This window comes from Quadrisphaera sp. RL12-1S, assembly GCF_014270065.1.
In the GTDB taxonomy this organism is placed as follows: Bacteria; Actinomycetota; Actinomycetes; order Actinomycetales; family Quadrisphaeraceae; genus Quadrisphaera.
Genome location: NZ_JACNME010000001.1, coordinates 710,711 through 732,292 on the forward strand (window position 1 = coordinate 710,711; position 21,582 = coordinate 732,292).

23 protein-coding genes, 1 tRNA gene and 1 riboswitch are annotated in these 21,582 nt (G+C 75.2%); of the genes, 6 read left to right on the top strand and 18 right to left on the bottom strand.

Features of this window, described 5'->3' with window-relative positions; translation table 11 throughout:
* Positions 1-3 precede the first annotated feature (3 nt).
* From H7K62_RS03390 to H7K62_RS03420, 7 genes are all read right to left on the bottom strand, one after another.
* Positions 4-1,059, bottom strand: a complete 1,056-nt coding sequence (locus H7K62_RS03390; RefSeq protein WP_186716268.1) for a DnaJ C-terminal domain-containing protein — start codon at positions 1,057-1,059, stop codon at positions 4-6.
* Positions 1,060-1,129: 70 nt separating this feature from the next.
* Positions 1,130-1,765 carry a nucleotide exchange factor GrpE gene (grpE, locus tag H7K62_RS03395; RefSeq protein WP_186716277.1) on the bottom strand — a complete coding sequence of 212 codons (636 nt, stop codon included), beginning with the start codon at positions 1,763-1,765 and terminating at the stop codon, positions 1,130-1,132.
* Positions 1,762-3,636: a molecular chaperone DnaK gene (gene dnaK / locus H7K62_RS03400; RefSeq protein ID WP_186716285.1), complete on the bottom strand. Its 1,875-nt coding sequence runs from the start codon at positions 3,634-3,636 to the stop codon at positions 1,762-1,764. The genes grpE and dnaK overlap by 4 nt, the downstream gene beginning before the upstream one ends.
* A gap of 170 nt (positions 3,637-3,806) precedes the next feature.
* Positions 3,807-4,448, bottom strand: a complete 642-nt coding sequence (locus H7K62_RS03405) for a GNAT family N-acetyltransferase (RefSeq protein ID WP_186716287.1) — start codon at positions 4,446-4,448, stop codon at positions 3,807-3,809.
* Positions 4,449-4,637: 189 nt separating this feature from the next.
* Positions 4,638-5,444, bottom strand: coding sequence for an energy-coupling factor transporter transmembrane component T family protein (locus H7K62_RS03410; protein WP_222436917.1), 807 nt, complete (start codon positions 5,442-5,444; stop codon positions 4,638-4,640).
* Entirely contained in the window at positions 5,441-7,072 is a 1,632-nt protein-coding gene (locus H7K62_RS03415) for an ABC transporter ATP-binding protein (RefSeq protein ID WP_186716289.1), read from the bottom strand. The genes H7K62_RS03410 and H7K62_RS03415 overlap by 4 nt, the downstream gene beginning before the upstream one ends.
* Before the next feature lie 7 nt (positions 7,073-7,079).
* Positions 7,080-7,880 carry an ECF transporter S component gene (locus H7K62_RS03420; protein WP_186716290.1) on the bottom strand — a complete coding sequence of 267 codons (801 nt, stop codon included), beginning with the start codon at positions 7,878-7,880 and terminating at the stop codon, positions 7,080-7,082.
* A gap of 70 nt (positions 7,881-7,950) precedes the next feature.
* Positions 7,951-8,063: riboswitch (TPP riboswitch) on the bottom strand.
* Positions 8,064-8,117: 54 nt separating this feature from the next.
* On the opposite strand from H7K62_RS03420, the gene H7K62_RS03425 reads away from it, so the two are divergent.
* Together H7K62_RS03425 and H7K62_RS03430 are read left to right on the top strand one after the other, a co-directional pair.
* A complete protein-coding gene (locus tag H7K62_RS03425) occupies positions 8,118-8,399 on the top strand; it encodes a DUF4235 domain-containing protein (RefSeq protein WP_186716292.1) in 282 nt (93 codons plus the stop codon).
* 34 nt (positions 8,400-8,433) lie between these two features.
* Entirely contained in the window at positions 8,434-8,601 is a 168-nt protein-coding gene (locus H7K62_RS03430; protein WP_186716294.1) for a hypothetical protein, read from the top strand.
* Between the two features lie 145 nt (positions 8,602-8,746).
* Here the strand turns inward: H7K62_RS03430 and H7K62_RS03435 are convergent, their stop codons facing one another.
* Both H7K62_RS03435 and dcd read right to left on the bottom strand, forming a co-directional pair.
* On the bottom strand, positions 8,747-9,754 hold the full coding sequence (locus H7K62_RS03435) for a hypothetical protein (RefSeq protein ID WP_186716296.1): 1,008 nt from the start codon (positions 9,752-9,754) through the stop codon (positions 8,747-8,749).
* A 14-nt stretch (positions 9,755-9,768) separates the two neighbouring features.
* Positions 9,769-10,371 carry a dCTP deaminase gene (dcd, locus tag H7K62_RS03440; protein WP_186716298.1) on the bottom strand — a complete coding sequence of 201 codons (603 nt, stop codon included), beginning with the start codon at positions 10,369-10,371 and terminating at the stop codon, positions 9,769-9,771.
* Between the two features lie 225 nt (positions 10,372-10,596).
* On the opposite strand from dcd, the gene H7K62_RS03445 reads away from it, so the two are divergent.
* Together H7K62_RS03445 and H7K62_RS03450 are read left to right on the top strand one after the other, a co-directional pair.
* Positions 10,597-12,006, top strand: coding sequence for a TonB-dependent receptor (locus tag H7K62_RS03445; RefSeq protein ID WP_186716300.1), 1,410 nt, complete (start codon positions 10,597-10,599; stop codon positions 12,004-12,006).
* A 52-nt stretch (positions 12,007-12,058) separates the two neighbouring features.
* Positions 12,059-12,129: transfer RNA gene (locus H7K62_RS03450), tRNA-Gly, on the top strand.
* 63 nt (positions 12,130-12,192) lie between these two features.
* Here the strand turns inward: H7K62_RS03450 and H7K62_RS03455 are convergent.
* The 6 genes from H7K62_RS03455 to H7K62_RS03480 all read right to left on the bottom strand — a co-directional run bounded on the left by H7K62_RS03455 (position 12,193) and on the right by H7K62_RS03480 (position 16,844).
* On the bottom strand, positions 12,193-13,374 hold the full coding sequence (locus tag H7K62_RS03455) for a carboxylesterase family protein (RefSeq protein ID WP_186716302.1): 1,182 nt from the start codon (positions 13,372-13,374) through the stop codon (positions 12,193-12,195).
* 39 nt (positions 13,375-13,413) lie between these two features.
* Positions 13,414-14,178, bottom strand: a complete 765-nt coding sequence (locus H7K62_RS03460) for a hypothetical protein (protein WP_186716304.1) — start codon at positions 14,176-14,178, stop codon at positions 13,414-13,416.
* A gap of 92 nt (positions 14,179-14,270) precedes the next feature.
* Entirely contained in the window at positions 14,271-14,492 is a 222-nt protein-coding gene (locus H7K62_RS03465; protein ID WP_186716306.1) for a DUF6458 family protein, read from the bottom strand.
* Positions 14,493-14,605: 113 nt separating this feature from the next.
* On the bottom strand, positions 14,606-15,700 hold the full coding sequence (locus H7K62_RS21915) for a DNA polymerase domain-containing protein (protein WP_186716308.1): 1,095 nt from the start codon (positions 15,698-15,700) through the stop codon (positions 14,606-14,608).
* A 74-nt stretch (positions 15,701-15,774) separates the two neighbouring features.
* Complete coding sequence (locus H7K62_RS03475) at positions 15,775-16,107, bottom strand: AzlD domain-containing protein (RefSeq protein WP_186716316.1); 333 nt, start codon at positions 16,105-16,107, stop codon at positions 15,775-15,777.
* Positions 16,104-16,844, bottom strand: coding sequence for an AzlC family ABC transporter permease (locus H7K62_RS03480; RefSeq protein WP_222436918.1), 741 nt, complete (start codon positions 16,842-16,844; stop codon positions 16,104-16,106). The genes H7K62_RS03475 and H7K62_RS03480 overlap by 4 nt, the downstream gene beginning before the upstream one ends.
* A gap of 46 nt (positions 16,845-16,890) precedes the next feature.
* Between H7K62_RS03480 and H7K62_RS03485 the strand changes: the two genes are divergently transcribed.
* Complete coding sequence (locus H7K62_RS03485; protein ID WP_186716317.1) at positions 16,891-17,472, top strand: helix-turn-helix domain-containing protein; 582 nt, start codon at positions 16,891-16,893, stop codon at positions 17,470-17,472.
* 133 nt (positions 17,473-17,605) lie between these two features.
* A complete protein-coding gene (locus tag H7K62_RS03490; protein WP_186716318.1) occupies positions 17,606-17,794 on the top strand; it encodes a hypothetical protein in 189 nt (62 codons plus the stop codon).
* 266 nt (positions 17,795-18,060) lie between these two features.
* On the opposite strand, the gene H7K62_RS03495 is transcribed toward H7K62_RS03490, so the two are convergent.
* The 3 genes from H7K62_RS03495 to H7K62_RS03505 all read right to left on the bottom strand — a co-directional run bounded on the left by H7K62_RS03495 (position 18,061) and on the right by H7K62_RS03505 (position 21,557).
* Positions 18,061-18,387 (bottom strand): DUF1905 domain-containing protein, encoded by a 327-nt coding sequence (locus H7K62_RS03495; RefSeq protein ID WP_186716319.1) that lies wholly within the window; start codon positions 18,385-18,387, stop codon positions 18,061-18,063.
* Positions 18,388-18,798: 411 nt separating this feature from the next.
* The gene (locus H7K62_RS03500) at positions 18,799-20,076 is read right to left on the bottom strand and encodes an MFS transporter (RefSeq protein ID WP_186716320.1); all 1,278 of its coding nucleotides are present in this window, start codon (positions 20,074-20,076) and stop codon (positions 18,799-18,801) included.
* Positions 20,073-21,557, bottom strand: a complete 1,485-nt coding sequence (locus H7K62_RS03505; RefSeq protein WP_186716321.1) for an ATP-binding cassette domain-containing protein — start codon at positions 21,555-21,557, stop codon at positions 20,073-20,075. Before H7K62_RS03505 ends, H7K62_RS03500 begins: the two co-directional genes overlap by 4 nt.
* Positions 21,558-21,582: the final 25 nt, after the last annotated feature.

Genomic DNA, 21,582 nt, shown 5'->3' on the forward strand with positions numbered 1-21,582 from the left:
GCGTCACCTCCCCCCGGGGGCAGCCCCGCGCGCGCGGGCGAGCAGGTCCGCGCGGGGGTCGGTCCCGTCAGCGCCGGAGGTGGCGTCCCGGAAGGCCTCCACCGCGGCGCGCGCGGCGCCGTCGAGGCGCTGCGGCACCACCACCTGGGTGGTGACCAGCAGGTCCCCGGTGGCCTCACCGCGGCGGACGCCGCGGCCCTTGACGCGCAGCGTGCGCCCCGAGGGCGTGCCGGCCGGCACCTTGAGGCGCACCGCACCGCCGTCGAGGGTGGGGGCGCTCACCTCGGCCCCGAGCGCGGCCTCGTCGAAGGTGACGGGCAGCGTCACGCGCAGGTCGTCCCCGTCGCGGGTGAAGACGGGGTGGGGCTGCACGTGCACGGTGATGAACAGGTCCCCCGGCTCCCCGCCGCGGGGGCCCGGGCGGCCCTTGCCGCGCAGTCGGATGCGCTGGCCGTCGCGCACTCCCGGCGGGATGCGCGTGGTCAGGGGCTGCCCGTCCACGCTGAGGGTGACCGTGGCGCCGCCGACGGCGTCGGCGAAGGGGAGGGTGGTCTCGGCGTCGAGGTCGACGCCGCCGCCACGACGACCGCTCGCGCCACCGGTGCCGGGCGCCTGGAAGCCGGCGGGCGCGCCGCGCCCGGCACCGCCGAACATGCTGGCCAGCAGGTCCTCGACGTCGGGACCCCCGGCGCCGGGGCTCCCGTACCGGACGCGCTGACCGCCGCCACCGCCGCCGAAGAGGCCACCGAAGACGTCCTCGAAGCCCGCGGCACCGCCGGGCCCGGAGGGTCCACCGGCGCCGGAGGAGAAGCGGGCGCGCCCGCCCGCCATGGCGCGCACGGCGTCGTACTGGCGGCGCTGCTCGGGGTCGTTGAGCACCGAGTAGGCCTCGCCGACCTCCTTGAAGCGGGCCTCGGCGGAGGCGTCGCCGGGGTTGGCGTCGGGGTGGAGCGTGCGCGCCAGCTTGCGGTAGGCCTTGCGCACGTCGTCCTGCGAGGCGTCGCTGGCGACGCCGAGGGTGGAGTAGAAGTCCTTCTCGAGCCAGTCCTGTCCGGCCATGCGGTTCCTCCGGGAACGCCCCGACCCGCACCCCGGGGGTTCCGGGGCGCGGGTCGGGTCTGGTGGGGTCTCAGGCGGGGGAGGTCACGGCGACCCGTGCGGGCCGCAGCACCTTCTCCCCCACCCTGTAGCCGGGCTGCAGCACGGTGGTCACGACGGTCTCGGTGACCTCCGCGCTCTCGGCGTGCATCAGCGCCTCGTGCACGGACGGGTCGAACGGCTCGCCGACCTGCCCGTAGCGCGAGAGCCCGAAGCGGCCCAGGGCCGCCTCCAGCTTGTCGCTGATGGACGCGAACGGGCCTCCCTCGAGGTCGCCGTGCTGGCGGGCCAGCTCGACGTCGTCGAGGACCGGGAGCAGCGCCTCGAGCAGGCTGGTCGTGGCCGAGGCGCGGGCGACGTCCCGGTCCCGGTCGACCCGGCGCCGGTAGTTGACGTACTCCGCCTGGAGCCGCTGGAGGTCCCCCAGCCGCTCCTCGGCCAGGGCGAGGGAGGCGGCCAGCTCGTCGGTCACGTCCGCCACGCCCTGCTCGTCGTCGCGCTCCGCGCGCTCGTCCCCGTCGAGGTCGGCGGGGGCGCCCCCCGCGCCGGGGACCTGCTGGTCCCCGGGCGGGGTGCGCACCTCACCGGTCTCCGGGTCGAGGCGGCGCTTGTCGCGCACGACCACCGGCTCCTCGGGCTGCGCGGGCTGCTGGGGACCAGCGGTCACTTGCGGCCCTCGGTGTCGTCGTCGACGACCTCCGCGTCCACCACGTCGTCGGCGGCGGACGTCGACGACGAGGCACCCGCACCGGCTGCGCCGGCACCAGCGCCCGCCGAGGCGTCCTCCTGGCTGTACAGGGCGGAGCCGAGCTCCTGGCTGACCTTGGCCAGCTCCTCCTGCTTGGCCTTCACGGCGTCGATGTCGTCGCCCTCGAGCGCCGTCTTCAGCTCGGCGATGGCGGTGCGGACCCTGGTCACACCGTCCTCGGGGAGCTTGTCGGTGTTGTCGGAGACGAACTTCTCGGTGGAGTAGGCCAGCTGCTCCGCGGAGTTGCGGACCTCGGCCTCCTCGCGGCGCTTGGCATCCTCCTCGGCGTGGGCCTCGGCGTCCTTGACCATGCGCTCGATGTCCTCCTTGGACAGCGCGCTGCCCCCGGAGATCGTCATGCGCTGCTCCTTGCCGGTGCCGCGGTCCTTCGCCGAGACGTGGACGATGCCGTTCGCGTCGATGTCGAAGGTGACCTCGATCTGCGGCACGCCGCGCGGGGCGGGCGCGATGCCGGTGAGGTCGAAGGTGCCCAGCGCCTTGTTGTCACGGACCAGCTGGCGCTCGCCCTGGTAGACCTGGATGAGCACGGACGGCTGGTTGTCGTCAGCGGTGGTGAAGACCTCCGAGCGCTTGGTCGGGATGGCCGTGTTGCGCTCGATGAGCTTGGTCATCACCCCGCCCTTGGTCTCGATGCCCAGGCTCAGCGGCGTGACGTCGATGAGCAGGACGTCCTTGCGCTCGCCCTTCAGCACGCCGGCCTGCAGGGCGGCGCCCACGGCCACGACCTCGTCGGGGTTGACGCCGCGGTTGGGCTCCTTGCCACCGGTCAGCTCGCGCACGACCTCGCCCACGGCGGGCATGCGGGTCGAGCCGCCGACCATGACGACGTGGTCGATGTCGCTGAGCTTGACGTCAGCGTCCTTGATCACCGCGTTGAACGGGGCCTTGGTGCGCTCGAGCAGCGAGCGGGTCATGTCCTCGAAGGCGGCGCGGGTGAGCTTCTCGTCGAGGTGCACCGGGCCGTTCTCGGTCATGGACAGGTACTGCAGGCTGATGTTGGTGCTCGTCGCGGACGAGAGCTCCTTCTTGGCCTGCTCAGCAGCCTCGCGGAGGCGCTGCATCGCGATCTTGTCCTTGGACAGGTCCACCCCGTCCTTGTTCTTGACCTGCTTGACCAGCCAGTCGCGGATCGCGGCGTCCCAGTCGTCACCACCGAGGTGGTTGTCACCGGAGGTGGCGCGCACCTGGATGGTGGAGAAGCCGTCCTCGGCGTCCTTGCCCACCTCGAGCAGGGACACGTCGAAGGTGCCGCCGCCGAGGTCGAAGACGAGGATGAGCTCGTCCTCCTTGCCCTTGTCCAGGCCGTAGGCCAGGGCCGCCGCGGTGGGCTCGTTGATGATGCGGAGCACGTTGAGGCCCGCGATCTCGCCGGCCTCCTTGGTGGCCGTGCGCTGGGCGTCGTTGAAGTACGCCGGGACGGTGATGACGGCGTCGGTCACGGGCTCGCCGAGGTACTCCTCGGCGTCGCGCTTGAGCTTCTGCAGCACGCGGGCGGAGATCTCCTGCGCCGTGTACTTCTTGTCGTCGACGGCCTGCGTCCAGTCCGTGCCCATGTGGCGCTTGACGGACGAGATGGTCCTGTCGACGTTCGTGACCGCCTGGCGCTTGGCGATCTCGCCGGTCAGCGCCTCGCCTGACTTGGCGAACGCGACGACGGACGGCGTGGTGCGAGCGCCCTCCGCGTTCGCGATGACGGTGGGCTCTCCGCCCTCCAGCACCGCGACGACGGAGTTGGTGGTGCCCAGGTCGATGCCGACCGCTCGGGCCATGGTGTTCCTCCTGAGAGCAGACTGCTGAGTGCCTTCCGCTCAAGTCTTGCGCGTCCCGCCCGCTCTGTCGAACCGGGGGCGCTGTTCTTGAGCCTGTCTCACTCAACTCTCAGGTGGTGCCGTCTGTTCCCGGCGGCGCTGCCGGGCCAGCGGGGTGCCTCAGGAGCCCGTCAGCGGTAGGAGAGCTCCCGCAGCGGGCCGAGGGAGTCGACCGCGGTGCGCGGCACGTGGACGCGGGGGCACCGGCCGTGCGCGTGGCGCTGGCCGCGCACCCGCGCCCCGAGGCCGGACAGCAGGGCCTGGGCCGCGACCGGGTCGGCGTCGGGGTGGACCTGCAGCTCGGTGCGGCCCTGCACGAGCAGCGCGCCCGCGAAGTGGGCCAGCAGGGTCGAGCCGATGCCGCGGTGCTGCCAGGAGTCCTGCACGAGCACCTCGGCGGCCATCGCGATCGGGTCCTCCTCACCGGTGCACGTGGCGGGGCGCAGCGCGCCCACGGCCACCGCGCGCCCCGGGGCGGACTCGACGACGACGGCGCCGGGCTCGCGCAGCCACGCCTCCTGCTGCACCAGCGGGATGACGGTGCCGCCGCGGCCGGACCAGCCGAGCCGGGTGGTGGGGGTGCAGCGCACCAGCAGCGAGGCCAGCACCGGCAGGTCCTGCACGCGCGCCGGGCGCACCACGAGGCGCTGCCCGGCGGCCACGAAGGACCACGGCTGGGCCAGGAGGGCCGCGCTCGGAGCCTGCTCCGGCGCGGCGAGGGGGGCGGCCGCCCGGAGGGTCGGCACTCGGGTCATCACGGTCTCTGCGCTCACAGGCAGGAGACTGGCCTGAGAGGTTTCCGGGGTGGTTGCGCGCTTGTGACGCGCGTGTGTCGTGGCTCCCGGAGGCCGTGGTAATGCCGCGCGGCGCCGACCCGGGCACGCACCACCACGATCGGGTCACGGACCCCGCGCCGACCGTCCGCAGGCCGTCCGCAGGCCGTCTGCGGGCCGCGCGCCGTCTCAGGTGAGCAGCAGCCGCCACGTCCCGGCGAGCACGCCCGCCGTCGTCGCCAGGGCCGCCAGGAGCACCCCTCCCGCCACGACGAGCCAGTCCGCCCCGCCCATCCGGCTCGGCCGCGCCCACGTGCGGCGCTCCGCCGGCCCCGCGCCGAAGCCACGCGCCTCCATGGCCGTGGCGAGCACTGTCGCGCGGCGCACCGCGATGACGAGCAGCACGAACGTGCGCCCCGCCACGTCGCGCGCCCCGGCCACCGGGCCGCCGCCGCCCAGCCCCCGGGCCCGGCGCGCCAGCGCCAGCTGCCGCCACTCCTCGCCCAGCACGTCCACCACGCGGAACGCCGCCAGGGCCGCCAGCACGAACCTGGCGGGCAGGCGGAGCACCTGCGCGAGGGCGTCACCGAGGTCGGTGGGGTCCGTCGTCGCCAGCAGGACGACGCCCGGCAGGGCGATCGCCACCACGCGCAGGCCGACCGCGGCACCGGCCTCCAGCGAGCCGCTGGTGACGGTCAGCGGCCCGGCGGCCAGGAGCACCGCCCCGGAGTCGACGCCCACCAGCGCCGTGAGCACCGCGGTCGGCACCGCGGCCAGCGCCAGCAGGGCGCTGCGCCGCGCCAGCGCGGCCGCGCCCAGGCCCACCAGCGGCAGGGCCAGCAGCTCCAGCAGCACGGCGGTGCCGGCCGTCACCACGTCCACCGACAGCAGCAGGCCGACGGCGAGCACCGTGGCCACGGCGAGCTTCGCCACCGGGTTGGCGCGGCTCAGGGGCGTGGAGCGGACCTCGCCCGCGTCGAGCAGGCCGGCGCTCACCGGCGCAGCCCCACGGCGTCGCCGGCGCCGTCGACGTCCCCGGCGCGCGCGGCCGACCGGGCCCCCCGCGGCTCGACGCGCAGGCGACCGCCCCCGACCCACCACGTGGCGTCGGCGAGGGCCTCGCACAGGGCGACGTCGTGGGTGGCGGCCACCACGGCGGTCCCCCCGTCGCGCAGGGCGGACAGCAGGGCCACGAGCTCCGACCAGGTGCGGGAGTCCTGGCCGAAGGTGGGCTCGTCGAGCACGAGCAGGCGGGGGCGCGTGGCCAGCGCGGTGGCCACGGAGAGGCGGCGCTGCTCACCGCCGGACAGCGTGAAGGGGTTGGCGCGGGCCAGGTGGTCCAGGCGGAGCCGCCGCAGCAGGTCGTCGACCCGTGCGGCCACCTCGGCCTCGGGCAGGCCGAGGCGGCGGGGACCGACGGCCAGCTCGTCGGCCACGGTCTGCGCGACGAACTGGTGGCGCGGGTCCTGGAACACCGAGCCGGTGCGGGAGACGAGGTCGCGCGGTGCCCAGCCGGCGGGGTCGTCCGCGGTCGCACCGCGACGGCGGCCGCGCCAGCGCCCGCGGGGGAACGCCGGGGGCGGGTCCCCGAGCAGCGCCGGCTCGGCCCGGACCCGCCCGGCCACCGGGGCCGCGAGACCGGCGACCGCCAGGGCCAGGGTCGACTTCCCGGCGCCGTTGGCGCCCCGGACCGCGGTGACCGATCCGGCTCGCACGACGGCGCTGACCCCGCTCAGCACCGGGTCACCACCGCCGCGACGACCCACCGCGACGTCGTCGAGCGACAGCAGGGGAAGGCCCACCGCGGCGGCACCGGCGCGGCGCGCGCCCACGAGCACGGGGTGGTGCCCCGGCACCCACACGCCCGCGGCGGCCAGCTCGGCGCCGCGCTGCGCCAGCACCCGGGCCACCGGTCCGTCGGCGAGCACGCCGCCGCCGGGAGCCAGCACCACCACCCGGTCGACGAGGTCGACCCACAGGTCCACGCGGTGCTCGACCAGGAGGCAGCCCGCGCCGGTGGCCGCGAGGCGCTCGGCGACGACGTCGCGCAGCCGGGCGGCGCCGTCGGGGTCGAGCATCGCGGTGGGCTCGTCGAGCAGGAGCAGCTGCGGCTCCAGGGCGAGCACGCCCGCCAGCGCCAGGCGCTGGCGCTGGCCCCCCGACAGGCGGGCCGTGGAGTGCTGCAGCGGCAGGTGGAGCCCCACGTCCGCGAGGGCGGCGTCGACCCGGGGCCAGATCCGCCCGGCGGGCACCCCGTGGTTCTCCAGGCCGAAGGCGACGTCGTCGCCGACGCGGGCCAGCACGGTCTGGGCCTGCGGGTCCTGCAGGAGCAGGCCGGTGCGGGCCCTGCCTCCCCCGGCGGCCACGGCCCGCAGGCGCGCCTGCGCGGCGGGCTCGCCGTCCAGGAGCAGCTGGCCCTCGGCCTCGCCGGTGCCGTCCGGCCCGCCGTCCAGCAGCCCGGCGACGCCCGCGAGCAGCGTGGACTTGCCCGCTCCGGAGGCACCGAGCAGCAGGACGCGCTCACCGGCCTCGACGTCGAGGTCGAGGCCGCGCACGGCGTGGGCGCGGCGGGCGTTCCACCGCCACCCCCAGCCGCGAGCGCGCAGGAGCGGGCCGGACGTCACGGCCGGCTCAGACGCGCTGGGCGTTGCGGCCGGAGGCCAGCGGCGCCAGGGCCCCGGTGCGGGCGAGCGCCCGGGTCAGCGCCCAGCCGCCGAGACCGGCGATGACGATCCCCGACACCACGGCGCAGGCGCCGTAGACCAGCTTCAGCTCGGTGGAGAACTGCGGGTAGTACAGGACCGTGTCGAGGACGCCGACGACCACGCCCGACCCGATGCCGGCGCCGATGGCCGCGACGGCACCCCACTGGCGGTAGAGCAGCACCGCCAGCACCACTTCGGCGCCCAGTCCCTGGAGCAGGCCGTACCAGACGGTCGAGAAGCCCCACTGGTTGCCGATGAGGGCGGAGACCACAGCGGCCACCAGCTCGACGAACACCGCGGCACCGGGCTTGCGGACCACCAGCCCCCCCACCACGCCACCGAGCAGCCACACACCGACGAAGAGCCCCTTGACCGGCGGGAAGAACTCCAGAGCGGAGGACAGCGGGTTCCAGCCGAGGTTCCAGACGGTGAAGACCAGACCGATCGCCACACCCAGGACGCTGGCGACGACGATGTCGACCACCCGCCACGAGCGGCGCGGCGCGGTGCGCCACCCGACGAGGGCCAGCAGGCCCAGCACGAGGGTCAGCACCCCGACGAGGTTCCCCCCCGTGGCGCCACCGGAGTCGGGGTCCGCGGAGACGGCGGTGCGCAGCCACAGGGCGAGCGCCACCACCACGACGGCGAGGACGAGGGTGGGGACGACGCCGGCCCGGCGCGCGGGCGCGGGACCGGCGGTGTCGAGGGACTTCTCAGCGGTGCTCATCGGGTGCCTCCCAGCAGGGTCGCGAGGAGGGGTGCCCCACCCGTCTCGCCCGGTGCGGACGAGGACGGGTGCGGCAGAAAGCTCGACTCCCTACGCCGGTGCGAACCGGATCAGGTTCGAGGGTCTGCGGTCTCCCGCACTCTCAGCGCTTCCCGCGAGGTCAGCGCTCCCCTGTCGAATGGCGCAACGGTACGCCCTCCGCTGGACGGCGCCCACCCCGCTTGGGAGGCTGGCCCCGTGGGAAACCTCGTGTGGACCGTGCTGGGCACGGGCAGCGGCCTGGCGGCGCAGTCGGCCGCACGCTCCGTCGTCAAGAAGCTGTGGGTGCTGGCCACCGGCAAGCAGCCGCCCGCCAACCCCCTCAGCCCGCACGTGGCCCTCGCCGAGGCGGTGGGCTGGGCGGTCGTCTCGGGAGCCCTGGTGGGCGTGGTGCGCATGCTCGCCACCCGCCAGGCCGCCAAGTTCTACGAGAAGAGCGCTGGCCACCTGCCCAAGAAGATGCAGGACGTCAGCGCCTGACGGCGCAGGGGCTGCCGAGCTCCGGGACGGGTCCGTGGACGGACTGCTGAGGTCTCTGAGAGAGCCCGGGGCTGGGCGCCCGTCGCCGCTGGCCCGCGCCGTGGCGGGGCTGGTGGTGCTCGGCATGCTCGGCGCTGCGGCCCCGGTCCTGGCGCTGCTCCTGCGCCCCGTGCTGCGCTGGCTGGGGGACGTCCTCCTGTAGCTCCGGCGGACCCCGGTCGGACCGATCCGGGTGGACTGGTGCCCGCTGGGTGCCTTGGTGCCCGGGTCGGGGACCCATCGCCGGGCACCTGGACACCCACCGGGCACCAGAGCACCCGGGACCACGACCGCCTGCAGCCCGGCCGCTAGGCCAGCGGGAAGCCGTCGGCGTCCACCACCACGCCGCCCACGTCGTCGGCGAGCGCGTCGGTGAGGGCGGCGACCACCGCGCCGGCGCGGGCCCGGGCCAGCCGCACGTCCGGAGCGGGCACCTCGTGCTCGGCCGCGGCCGGGTCGTCGGGCCACCACACGGCGCTGTAGGTGACCGCGGAGGTCGCCCAGGGGACGCCGTGCAGCACGGGCGGTGGTTCGTGCACCCCGGCGACCTCCAGCTGCACCACTCCTCCACCGGGCAGGGGGACGACCAGGGCGTAGGCGTCCAGCACGTCCTGACCCGCTGCCACCGCGGCGTCGTGGGCGTCGGCCGCGCGGTGCAGCGCCTCGCGCGCCTCGGGGGCGGGCGCGTCGTCGTCGTGGGTGCTCTCCAGGGCCGCGACGGCCTCCGGCGTCAGCCCCTCCCAGGCCTCGCCCTCCACGGCCAGCTCGACACCCGGCACGGCTCGCCGGGCGATGTCGACGGCGTCCTCGGGGGCCACCCAGCTCGGGCTGAGCACGGTCCGGTCCACCCACGACAGGGGGTCGGGCCGCAGCAGGGCCCACCCGTGGCCCGAGGGCTGCGGAGCCACGCGGACCGCACCCTCGAGGCGGCGCGCGAGGGCCAGGGCGAGGTCGAGGGCGCGGCGCTCGGCCATCACCGGGAGCCCGTCGGGGAAGGCGCGGTGCAGGCCCTCGCGGTCGGTGGTGCCGGGCAGGGGCGGGTCACCGCGCTCCACGGGGCACTCGACCACCCACGCGCAGCGCCACGGGTCGGGCACCGCCGAGCCGGCCGCGGCGGCGGCGTCCAGGAGCAGCGGGCCGCGCAGCACGGTCCAGCGGCCCAGCCGCCAGGTGCCGCCCCCGACGGCCACGAGGTCGGGGTGGCGGGCGCGGACCAGGCCCAGCACCACGGTCTCCGGCAGCTCCTCGGGCAGGAGCAGCAGGTGGTGGCCCGCCAGCGCCCGTCCGGCGTCACGCCCGAGCACGAGCGAGGCCACGACCGGGCCCGCCCTCAGGCGCCGTCGGCGGGGGAGCCCCCGCTGAGGTCCGCGACCTGGAAGTTGAGGTGGGAGCGGGACGCCGTCGGCCCCCGCTGGCCCTGGTAGCGCGAGCCGTACCGCGTGCTCCCGTAGGGGTGCTGGGCCGGGCTGGTCAGCCGGAAGAAGCACAGCTGGCCGATCTTCATGCCCGGCCACAGCTTGATGGGCAGCGTCGCGACGTTGCTGAGCTCGAGGGTGATGTGGCCGGAGAAGCCGGGGTCGACGAAGCCCGCGGTGGAGTGGGTCACCAGGCCCAGGCGGCCGTAGGAGCTCTTCCCCTCCACGCGGCACGCGAGGTCGTGGGGGACGGTCACGGCCTCGTACGTCGAGGCCAGCACGAACTCCCCGGGGTGGAGCACGAACGCCTCGCCCTGCTCGACCTCGACCAGTCGCGTGAGCTCCGGCTGCTCCTGCGCGGGGTCGATGACCGCGTACTTGTGGTTGTCGAAGAGCCGGAAGTAGCGGTCGAGGCGCACGTCGATGCTGGAGGGCTGCACCATCGCGGCGTCCCAGGGCTCGAGCACGACCCGCCCGGCGTCGACCTCGGCGTGGAGGTCGCGGTCGGAGAGCAGCACGGGGCCACGGTAGTGGGCCGGTCGCGGGCTCCAGTCGGGCCGCCGACGCGCCGATGACACGGTCAGGTGGCCAGATCGTCACCCCGGATCTGCCGGGGCGGGTGGTCCAGGCGTCGCGGGCCCGCCATCATCGGTGCCGACAAGTGCTGTGTCGATGGTGACCGCTCGCTGCGAGGTCCGCGCCCTCCGGGCGCGGGGGACGGACGGGACGACGGGATGGGCGGCATGGACGTCGGCGAGGACACCCTCCAGAAGGCGCTGCGGATCAACCTGGACCCGCGGTGGTACGGCACGATCGCCGAGATCGGCGCGGGCCAGGAGGTGGCCCGGTGGTTCTTCCGCGCCGGCGGGGCGGCCGGGACGATCGCCAAGACGATGTCGGCGTACGACATGGCCGTCTCCGACGCCGTCTACGGCCGCTCGGACCGCTACGTCTCGCTGGGCCGCCTGCAGGCCATGCTCGACCACGAGTACACGCTCAACGTGGAGCGCCTGTCCGAGGCGCGCGGTGACGACACCTGCTTCTTCGCCTTCGCCGACACGGTGGTGGCCCGCAGCTACCGCGGCGGCAACGAGTGCCACGGCTGGATGGGCGTGCGCTTCCAGGCGCACCCCGAGGACGAGCCCAACGAGATCGTCGTGCACGTCCGGATGCTCGACGACGACGCCGCGCAGCAGCAGGAGGCGCTCGGCATCGTGGGCGTGAACCTGCTGCACGCCGCGTTCTTCGAGCGCGCCGAGCCCGACGAGATCGTCGCGAGCCTGCTGGACCGCCTCAACACGGGGCGCATCGAGGTCGACATGATCAAGTTCTCGGGCATCGAGTTCCGCAGCGTGGACAACCGCCTCATGGCGCTGCAGCTGGTCAGCCTGGGGCTGAGCGGCGTGGCGATGTTCGGTGCGGACCGCGAGGTGCTCCAGCCCTCCGAGGCGCTGCGCAAGCGGCCGGTGCTGGTGGAGCGCGGCAGCTTCCGCCCGCCCACGCACGTCAACATCGACATGCTGGAGTGCGCCCGGCGCGCGTTCGGGCAGGACCCGGCCGTGGCCGGCAAGGAGGTGCTGGCGCTCACCGAGCTGACCATGAGCAACCTGCTCGCCGGCGGTTCCAAGGTGGACCGCCGGGACTTCCTCGCCCGCGCCGACCTCCTCTCCGCCACCGGCAGCACGGTGCTGATCTCCAACTTCGCGGACTACCACCGCCTCGCCGCCTACCTGCAGGCGCGCACCTCCGAGCGGATCGGGATGGTCATGGGCCTGCCGAGCCTGGAGGTGCTCTTCGACGAGAAGACGCACGCGCACCTGCCGGGCGGTCTGCTGGAGAGCTGGGGCCGGCTGCTGAAGAACGACCTGCGCCTGTTCGTCTACCCCAAGCGCGACCTCGAGACCGGCGACGTCGTCACGGTCGAGGACGTCCAGGTGGGTGAGCAGCTGCAGCCGCTCTTCGACTACCTCTCCGGCCGCGGCAGCTTCGTCCACCTGGCCGACTTCAACCCCGAGTACCTGTCGATCCTGTCCCGCGACGTGCTCAAGCGGATCGCCGCCCACGACGAGACGTGGCAGGAGATGGTCCCCACGGAGGTGGCCGAGCTCATCTGCAAGCGGTCGTTCTTCGGCTACAAGCGGGACGGCGTCTGACGCCCCGGCCAGCGCTTGCTACCCTGGCTCCGGACGTTCTCCGGAGCGCCACGCGGACGTAGTTCAATGGTAGAACTTCAGCTTCCCAAGCTGATAGCGCGGGTTCGATTCCCGTCGTCCGCTCGTCAGCACCACGAAGGCCCCCGCCCGGCAGGGCGGGGGCCTTCGTCGTCCCCAGCAGCGGTCTCAGCCGGCGTCGAGGGCGGCGAGGTCACCGCCGGTGCACCACGTCACCGGCAGGTGCTCGTCGGGCACCAGGCGCCCGGTCCTGGCGAACTCCGCCCACACGGCGCGCAGGCGGCGGCCCGCGGCATCCACCTGCGTCCACGGGGTGCTCCCCAGCATCGGAGAACCCGCCCAGGCGCGTTCGTCCCCGAGCAGCAGCGGCAGCTCCAGGCAGTGGGTGGCGCCCAGGGGGGAACCCTCGGGCCGCCAGTCCAGGCGGTAGCCGCCGGTGACCTCCACGCCGTCGGCCCAGGACGCGAAGAGCTCCCGCGAGGGGGCGGCGGCCTCGGCCAGGGGCAGCCCGAAGGCCGTCATCTCGTCGCGGTTCCACCCCACCAGGAGGTCCACGTCGCCGGTGGGGGCGTCAGCGGCGGAGAACGGGTCGGCGTCGAGGACGGGCAGCAGCGGCGGCTCGACGCTGCCCGTCCCCTCGCGGGCCAGCCGCCCGAAGGCGGCCAGCAGCTGCTCCACCGGGGCGGTGAGCGGGTCAGCGCCCAGCAGCTCCGCGAAGCGGCGACCCCGCACCCGCGCGACGTCCCGACGGCTGCCCTCCAGGGGCGCCAGGGCGGGAGCGCTCTGCACGATCCCCCGGCGGAACAGCCCCCGGGCTCGCGGCAGTCCCAGCAGGGCCACCACGGACGCCGCTCCGGCGGACTGCCCGGCCACCGTCACCCGGGACGGGTCACCGCCGAAGGCGCTGATGCCGTCGCGGACCCACTCCAGGGCGGCCACCTGGTCGAGCAGTCCCAGGTTGCCGGGGCTGACGCCGTCCAGCAGCAGCCAGCCGAGGGGACCGACCCGGTAGCTGGCGCTCACCACCACCACGCCCTGCTCGGCGGCCAGCGCAGCGCCGTCGTACCAGGACATGAGGCCGGACCCCGTGGAGAAGCCACCGCCGTGGAAGAAGACCAGCACCGGGTGCGGCCCGGGGGCCGCCGGTGCCACCACGGACAGGGCCAGGCAGTCCTCGCCCTGCGGGCGGCGGTCGTGGGGCGGGCCCATCACCGCGTCCAGGCGGGAGGGGGGCTGGGGGCAGACCGAGCCGTCGGTGAGGGCCGGCCGGAGGGGGTCCGTGGGCTCCGGCGGCGAGAACCGCTCGGCGCGGGCGTAGCGGACGGGCCCGGAGCGGGTCAGCGGGGACACGCCCGCATCCTGCCCTCGTCGCCGTGAGCGCCGGGCGGGTCACACGTCGAAGTCGCCGCCACCGAAGTCGCCGCCACCGAAGTCGCCACCACCGAAGTCGCCACCGCCGTCGAACCCCCCGCCGTCGTAGCCGGCGTCGTCGTACCCACCGCCGTCGTAGCCGGGGTCCCAGCCGTCGGCGGCCATGTCGGCCTGGGCGCCGTCGGCGAAGCCCTCGGCGTACTCGTGGTCGTCGAAGCCGTCGAACATCGCGTCGGCGATGGCCGTGCCCACGAAGGCGCCAGCGACACCCGCCAGCAGGCTGCCGCCGATGACCGCGCCCATGCCCAGCCCACGGCCGCCGCCTCCGACGCCGCCCGCCCCTCCGCCGAAGCTCCGCTCGAGGATGCCGGGCTGGCGCACCTCGGCGCGGGTGGCCATGCGGGCCAGGTCGCGCGGGTCGTCGGTGCGGGCGCGCTCGCTCGCCGGCACCTGGCTGCCCAGCTCGGACAGCACCTGCTGGCGCTGCGCCGGGGTGAGCTTGGCGAACGCCTCGGCGTGCGCCTGCTCGATCTGCTCCGGCGGGGCGGTGCGGAGCATGTAGCGGTACCGCTCGACGGCGCGCTCGTCCTCGCTCATCGGCGCGCGCTGCGGGGCCTGCTGCTGGCTGACCGGCTGGCCCCCCGCCGGGTAGTCGGTGCGGTAGGCGGGCTGCTGGCCGGAGCCGGTCTGCCGGCCGTAGCCGGGCGCCGGCGGGTAGCCGGCCCCCTGGCGCTGGCTGGCGGAGCGGTCCACGCGGCCGAGCAGGCGGTCCAGGAAGCCCATCGTGGTCACTCTCCTCGCAGGGCGGGTGGGCGTGGCCTCCACGCTACGGGCGCTGCCTGCGCCCCGCTCGCCCGCGAGCTGGGGAGCAGCCGTCAGGCGCCCGGCGGCACGCCGTCGTGGCGCTCGACGTAGGTGGTGCTGGTGACGCGGCCCCGGCGCCGGCCCGTCGCGAGGACCAGGACCAGCGACAGCGCGCCCGCGCCCATGCAGATCCAGCCGACGGCGGTGAGGTCCACGGCGCTGACGCCGTCACGCACCGCGAAGGCGAGGACCGCGCCGGCGACCAGCAGGAAGATGCCCGTTCCGAGTCCCATGACGTCGATGGTGCGAGCACGGCCCGTGGTCACCAGCCGAGGTCGTCCCCCTCACCCGGACGGCCGCTGCGCCCGCCCGGCCCGCACCCGGTCCTCGGGTCGCGCGCCCCGGGTCAGCTCCGGGAGGGGTCCTCGGGACCGCCGGGGCGGGCGCGGTCGCGGCTGGGCTGGACCCGCTTGGGCTCGCCGTCCTGCTTGGGGTGGTTGGGCGGGAACGGCATCTCGCCCTCGCCGGCGGCAGCGTCGCGCTCGGACATCTCCAGCAGCGGAGTGAGGTCGTGGGCGGCGTCGTCGAGGGCCCGCATCGGGTCGCCGCGGCGGGCGAGCAGCGCGGGGACCGTGGCCATGGTGAGGTCGTCTGGCTCGACGTCCGCCAGCTCCGCCCACGTCACCGGGGTGGAGACGGTGGCGCGCGGCGTGCGGCGCACCGAGTAGGCCGAGGCGATGGTGTGGTCGCGGGCGTTCTGGTTGTAGTCGACGAAGATCGCGCTGGTCCGCTGCTCCTTCCACCACGCGGTGGTGACGCGGCCGCCGGCTCGCCGCTCCACCTCGCGGGCGAAGGCGATGGCCGCCGTCCTGACCTGCTTGATCTCCCAGCGCGGCTCGATGCGCACGTAGACGTGCACGCCGCGACCGCCGGAGGTCTTGGGGAACCCGGTGTACCCGAGGTCCGCCAGGAGCGGCTGGACGACGTCCAGGGCGACGGCGCGGGCCTCGGCGAAGCCGGTGCCCGGCTGCGGGTCGAGGTCGATGCGCAGCTCGTCGGGGTGCTCGACCGCGTCGGGGTCGTCGTCGCGAGCCCTGGTCGGCCAGGGGTGGAACGTCACCGTGGACATCTGCGCGGCCCAGACCAGGGGGGCGGCGGCGTCGACGCGCATGGCGTCGGCGTGACGGCCGGAGGGGAAGGTGACCCGCGTGGTGCGCACGTACGACGGCGCGTGCGGCGGGACGCGCTTCTGGTAGACCTCCTCGCCGTCGACCCCGTCGGGGAAGCGCTGCACGTAGGTGGGCCTGTCGAGCAGGGCGCGCACCAGCGGGCCGAGCTCGCCGTCCTCGCCGCGCTGCGCGACGGCGCGGTAGTACTCCACGAGGTGCCGCTTGGTGCCGCCGTCGGCGCCGAGCGCCGGGAAGACGACCTTGTCGGGGCTGGTGAACCTGACGGCGACGCCGTCGACGTCGAGCTCTTCCGCCGCTGCCTTGGCTGCCACCCGAGCACTGTGGACCCCGACGGCACCTCGGCGCGCCCCCGGGTGCTCCGATGAGGGCACGCCGGGAGCACCGCTCAGGGGAGGCCGAGCAGGCGCAGCAGCGCCGTGGTGGCGGCGGCCGCGAGCGCCACCAGCAGGAACGGCGCCCGCCGCCACACGAGGACCCCGGCGACGACGACGCCGAGCGGGCGCGCCCAGCCGGCCGGCTCGCGCCCGTCGAAGAGGGCCTGGGTGACCACCAGGCCGGCCAGCACCGCGACGGCCAGCCCGGCGAGCAGCGCGTCCGTGCTCTCCGCACGAGCGCCGCCGCCGACGCGGGCGGCCAGCCACGGGCCGAGCAGCCGCAGGGCGAAGGTGGCGGCCGCCAGCAGCCCCAGGCCCACCCAGTGCTCAGGTCCCCAGGTCATCGCACGCTCCCCTGCTCGCCGCGGCGGCGGGACCGACCCGCGAGCACCCCGAGCACGGCGGCCACCGCGGGCAGGCCGGCCGGGAGGAGCGGCACCGCGGCCACCGCGACGACGGCGCCGGTGAGCGCGGTGCGCCGGTCGGCAGCGGTGCGCAGCGCCGGCACCAACAGCGCCAGGAGCACCGCGGGGAAGGCGGCGTCCAGCCCGAGGGTGCGGGGATCGACCGCGGCCAGCACCGTCCCGCCGAGCACGGCCCCCACGACCACGCCGAGGTTCCACAGCACGAACAGGACCACGCCGGTCAGCCAGAACGCCGCGCGGCGCTCGCCGGCGTCCCGGCGCGGGAGGGTGAAGGCGGCGGACTCGTCGGTGAGCAGGTGCGCGGCCACGAGGCGCCGCCAGCCGGAGCGGGGGACGACGTCGGCCACGCCCATGCCCAGCGGCACCATGCGGGCGTTGAGCACCACGCCGGTCAGCGCGGCGACCAGCGGTGACGTGCCCCCGGTGACCAGCGCGACGAAGACGAACTGGCTGGCCCCGGCGAAGACGACCACCGAGAGCAGCACCGGCACCCACAGCGGCGTGCCCGAGGCGACGGCGACCGCGCCGAACGACAGACCGACCACGCCGTCGGCGGCGCAGACCAGCAGGACGTCGCGCAGGAGCGTCCTGTCGACGTCCCGGAGCCGGGGAGAGATCCGGCCTGCGAGACCGTCTGTTCGGTGTGGCGAACGCACTCTGCGAGGATGGAGCCATGGGACGACGTTCGTCAAGGCGAACCACATGACCGACGGACCGAACAAGCCGTCGGGCTCGGGAGGCGCACCGATCGCGGCCATCGCCGCGGCGCTGCGCCAGCACCGCCAGCGCTCGGGCCTGTCCATGGGGGACCTCGCCACCCGCGCCGGCGTGGCGAAGTCGACGCTGTCCCAGCTGGAGTCGGGGTCGGCCAACCCGAGCGTGGAGACCCTGTGGTCGCTCGCGACGGCGCTCGGCGTGCCGTTCTCCGCCCTCGTGGACCCGCCCGCCCCCGCCGTGCGGGTCCTGCGGGCCGGGGAGGGGCCGACGCTCGCGGCCGAGAGCGCGCACTTCCGCGCCACGCTGCTGGCGGCGAGCACGCCGGGGGTCAGCTTCGACGTGTACCGCATCACGGCTGAGCCGGGCGCTCCCCGCAACTCCGAGCCGCACGCCACCGGAACGGTGGAGCACCTGGTCATCGCCACCGGGCGCGCGCTCGCGGGGATCCTCGACGACCCCGTGGAGCTGGCGCCCGGCGACTACGTCGCCTACCCGGCCGACCTGCCGCACACCTTCCACCCGCTCGAGCCGGACACCACGGCGGTGATGGTCAGCCAGTACCGCTGACCGACACCTCGGGCGGACCCCCTCGCGCGACGGGCAGAGCACGTCAGGCGCGCGACCTGGGCCTCACGAGCAGGAGCACCACGGCGACCACCGTGAGGCCGCGGCTTCTGGGCTGCCCCTGCTGACGGTCTTGATGGCTCAGGTCGTGGGGTTCTCCACGCCCCTGCTGCCCTACCAGGCGCCACCGGTGGTGATGGCGATGGGCCTGGCCAGGATCCCGTTCCGCGCCGCCGTCTCGGTGAGCCTTTCGCTCGCGATCGTCACCGCCGTGGTGCTGGTGCCGCTGGACTACCTCTGGTTCGGGCTGCTCGCCAAGCTCTAGGACGGGTGCAGAGGAGGAGGAGGAGTCCCACCGCACGGATCCACGAAGGACCGCTGGCCGTCCGCCTCGAGGCACGTCGCGGCGCCCCGACACTCAAGGCCGCCGCTCGTCGCAGAAGGGATCCACAACCGGACGGCTCTTGACCCCGCACCGGCAGGTGCCGACCGTCGACGATCCCCATCTGGTGGGCGGACCGGGGATCGTCAGCCCGTACGGAGCAGGTGCGGAGCCGAAGGACGCGGCCCTCACGCCCGAGTCGGCACCACTCACGTGGTCGGGCCGGTGCCGTTCGCAGCTCGTCCGCCGCGCGGAGCGACGCTCAGCGCGACCGTCACGCTGTCGCCGTCGTCGAACCCCTCCGCAACGCGGACAGCCTTCTTCACCGGCAGCAGGTACCCCCCGGCGCGGGGCAGCAGCGAGGTCTCCCACTCGGTGTCCCCGATGCACGCGGTCACGGGGACGGCGCCCCATCCGTAGGTCACCTGCGCCGATCGAGCGCCGATGGCGTCGCACACGTCCTCGGGCAGCGCCAGCCAGTGGAACGGCGCCGGGCCGCGCCACTCGAACAACCGCGAGCTGAACACCGTGCCCACGCCGCGCAGGCTACTGACGGTCAGCTCCGCGAGGCGAGCGGTCCGCGCACGACTCGACAGCGTTCTGCACCGAGGTGGACCCGCGCCACCTGTCGACGACGCGACCGAGGGCTTCCTCGTGGAAGCACGCGCGCTGGCGGCGGTGCCGTGGTGCGACGGTGGTCTTGCCCGCCAAGAGCCAGGTCGCGGTCGTCCAGAGCGCCGACCCGGCTGTCGAGAGCGGCCTCCGGGATGGGCTGCTCAGCGGCACGGTCGAGGCGGACGATGACTGGCACGTGGTCGTCGTGGATGGCGGTGCGCGTGTCGGCGTGCCGCTCGCACCCGACCACGTCCGGCCGCGCTGGCCGGGCGGATCTTCGCCGCAGCTCCACCTCGACCTGTGGGTGGACGACGTCGACGGCGCCTGGATCCTCAGCTGCGAGGAGCCCGAAACCTGGGGTGCACGACGACGAACAGCGTCACCGCCGCCATCACCACGACCCCAGCGAGCGGCGCCAGCGGTGGCCACAGCCCGTACAGCGTGGTGCCCGCCAGCGGTGCGACGACGAAGGTCAGTCCCGTGGTGGCGGCGACCAGCCCCGCGACCCCTCCCTGCTCGTGGCGCGCGACCAGCAGCGTGGGGCCGGCGGTGAACCCCGGCATCGCCGTGCCCAGCCCCAGCCCCACGAGCAGCACAGAGACCACGATCCCGACCAGCCCCAGGTCGGGGACCAGCAGCGCGTAGCCCAGCAGGGCCACCGCGTCTCCCACGCGCAGCAGCGTCGCCGGCCTCCACCCGCTGCGCGGGACCACCACCACCTGGGCGAGCACCATCCCCACCCCCGCCGCCAGCAGCACTCCCCCGGTCACCAGGCCCGTGGTCGCGGCGTCGAGAGCGAGCCGGTCCTGCACGATGAACCCCGTCACCACCTGGATGAAGCCCAGCGCGGTGAACATGCCGAACCCCGCCACCAGGAACGGCAGCACCCGCGGGTCGCGCACGCGCAGCCGCGCCGGCTCCGCGACGAGCGCTGTCGCCTCCTGCCGGGGCATCCGCGTGACCACGAGCAGCACGGCAGCGAGCAGCAGCACCGGCACCGCGACGACGGGCGCCAGCAGCCCCACCGCCGACAGCGCCCCGCCGGCCACGGAGCCGGCGAGCATGGCCACCCCCTGCACCGCGCCGACGCCCGCCATCCCCTTCACCCGGGCTGCCTCGTCGTGGGTGACGTCGGCGATGAAGGCCTGCGCCGTGGGGGCCACCGCGGCGATGGCGGCACCGAAGGCCACCCCGCGCAGCAGGACGAACAGGACGAACAGGACGGCGCCGGCCAGCAGCCCCGCCGTCCCGAGCCACACCGCCAGCGCGAACGCCGCCGACGAGGCTGCTCCCAGGCCGAGGGCTGCCGCGAGCACGGGCTTGCGGCCCCGCGACTGCGAACGCCGTCCCCAGGCGCTGCTGGTCAGGGCCACCATGAGCGCCGCCGTGCTGATGGTGGCGCCCACCTGCCACTCAGCGAGCCCCACCTCCCGCGACAGCGGTGCCAGGACGGGGTTCAGCGTCAGCTGGGCGAGGTAGGCGAGGAAGACGGTGGTGAGCACCAGCCGCACCGCCGGCGACGGCGACGTCTCGGCGTCGAGTGCTGGTGCACGACCCGCGCCGGGTGCCGTCCGCGGTCCGGTCGCGGGGCCCGATCCGGGTGCAGTCATGTCAGCGCCTCCAGGGTCAGCTCGACGTCGGCGGTCAGGCGGAGCAGCTCCTCGTCGTGAGTCACGAGCAGGACGACGGCGCCGTCGGCGGCCACGGACCTGACCACGCGGGCCACCGAGTGCAGGTGCCGGCGGTCGACCCCGGAGGAGGGCTCGTCGAAGACCACGACCTGCTCGCCCGCCAGGCGCGCCGCAGCCACGACGAGGCGCTGCTGCTGGCCTCCTGACAGGGACAGCGGGTGGCGTTCGGCCAGCGCATCCAGGTCGAGGTCGGCGAGCAGGCCCGCGACCCGCGGGGCGTCCTGACGGGCGCCGGGGGTGGCGGGACGTGTGGCTGCGAGGGCCAGCTCGGCGCGCACGGAGTCGGTGAAGAGCTGGCGCTGGACGTCCTGCATCACCACGGCGCTCAGGCGCTGGCGCTCGCCACGGCTGAGCCGCCGTCCGTCCAGCAGCACCTGCCCGCGGTGGCGCTGCAGCCCGGTGACCACCCGTGCCAGGGTGGTCTTGCCTGCACCGTTGGCGCCGCGGACGGCGGTCACCCGGCCCGCGGGTAGGTGTGCCTCCTCCACGTGCAGCACCTCCCGGCCCGCGCGGCGGCAGCGGATGCCCCGGAGCTCCAGACCGCGCCGGTGGCCACCTGCCGCGGCGAGGTCCGTGGCTCCTGCGTGGTCGCCGGCTCTGGTGGGGCTGCCTGCCACACTCCGTCCACGGGCGGTGACCGACCGCAGGACGGGGGCTGGTGGCGCTGCTGCGGCCCGCAGTCCCTCCGCCTCCAGCTCGGCGTCGCTGACGGCGCCGAAGCGCTCCTTCTCCCAGCGCGCGTGCACCGCACCGGCGCGCAGGACCACCACCTGGTCGGCGACGCCCCGCAGGTAGTGCAGCCGGTGCTCGGCCACCACGACGGCGGTGCCGGCGTCCTTCGCCCGGCGCAGGTGGGCGGTGAGGGCCTGGACGCCCTCGGCGGACAGGTTGGAGGAGGGCTCGTCCAGCAGGAGCAGCTCCGGTCGGTGCGCGGTAGCGGCGGCCAGGGCCACCCGCTGCTGCTGCCCCCCCGAGAGCTGGGACAGGCGTCGCTCCACCAGCGCCTCCAGGCGGTGGGCCTGGACCGCCTCGGAGACGCGCTGGCCCAGCGCCGGCTGCGGCACCCCGGCGTTCTCGGAGGCGAAGGCCACCTCCTCCTCGACGCCATCGGTGAAGAACTGCCGGCGGGGGTGCTGGAGCACGGTGCCGGTGCAGCGCCCGACGTCCTCGAGGGTGGCGCAGGCCGTCGCGAGGCCCGCCACGGTCACCGCTCCGGTGAGCTCGCCGTCGTGGAAGTGCGGCACGAGGCCGTTCAGCAGGCGCAGCAGCGTCGACTTGCCGCTGCCGCTGGCACCGCACAGGACGGTCACGCTCCCGGCGGCCACCACCAGGTCCACCTCTCGCAGGGAGGGCTCGTCGGCGCCGGCGTAGGTCCAGGTGACAGCCTCGACGCGCGTCACCTCGCGTCCCTGCCGCTCGCCAGCG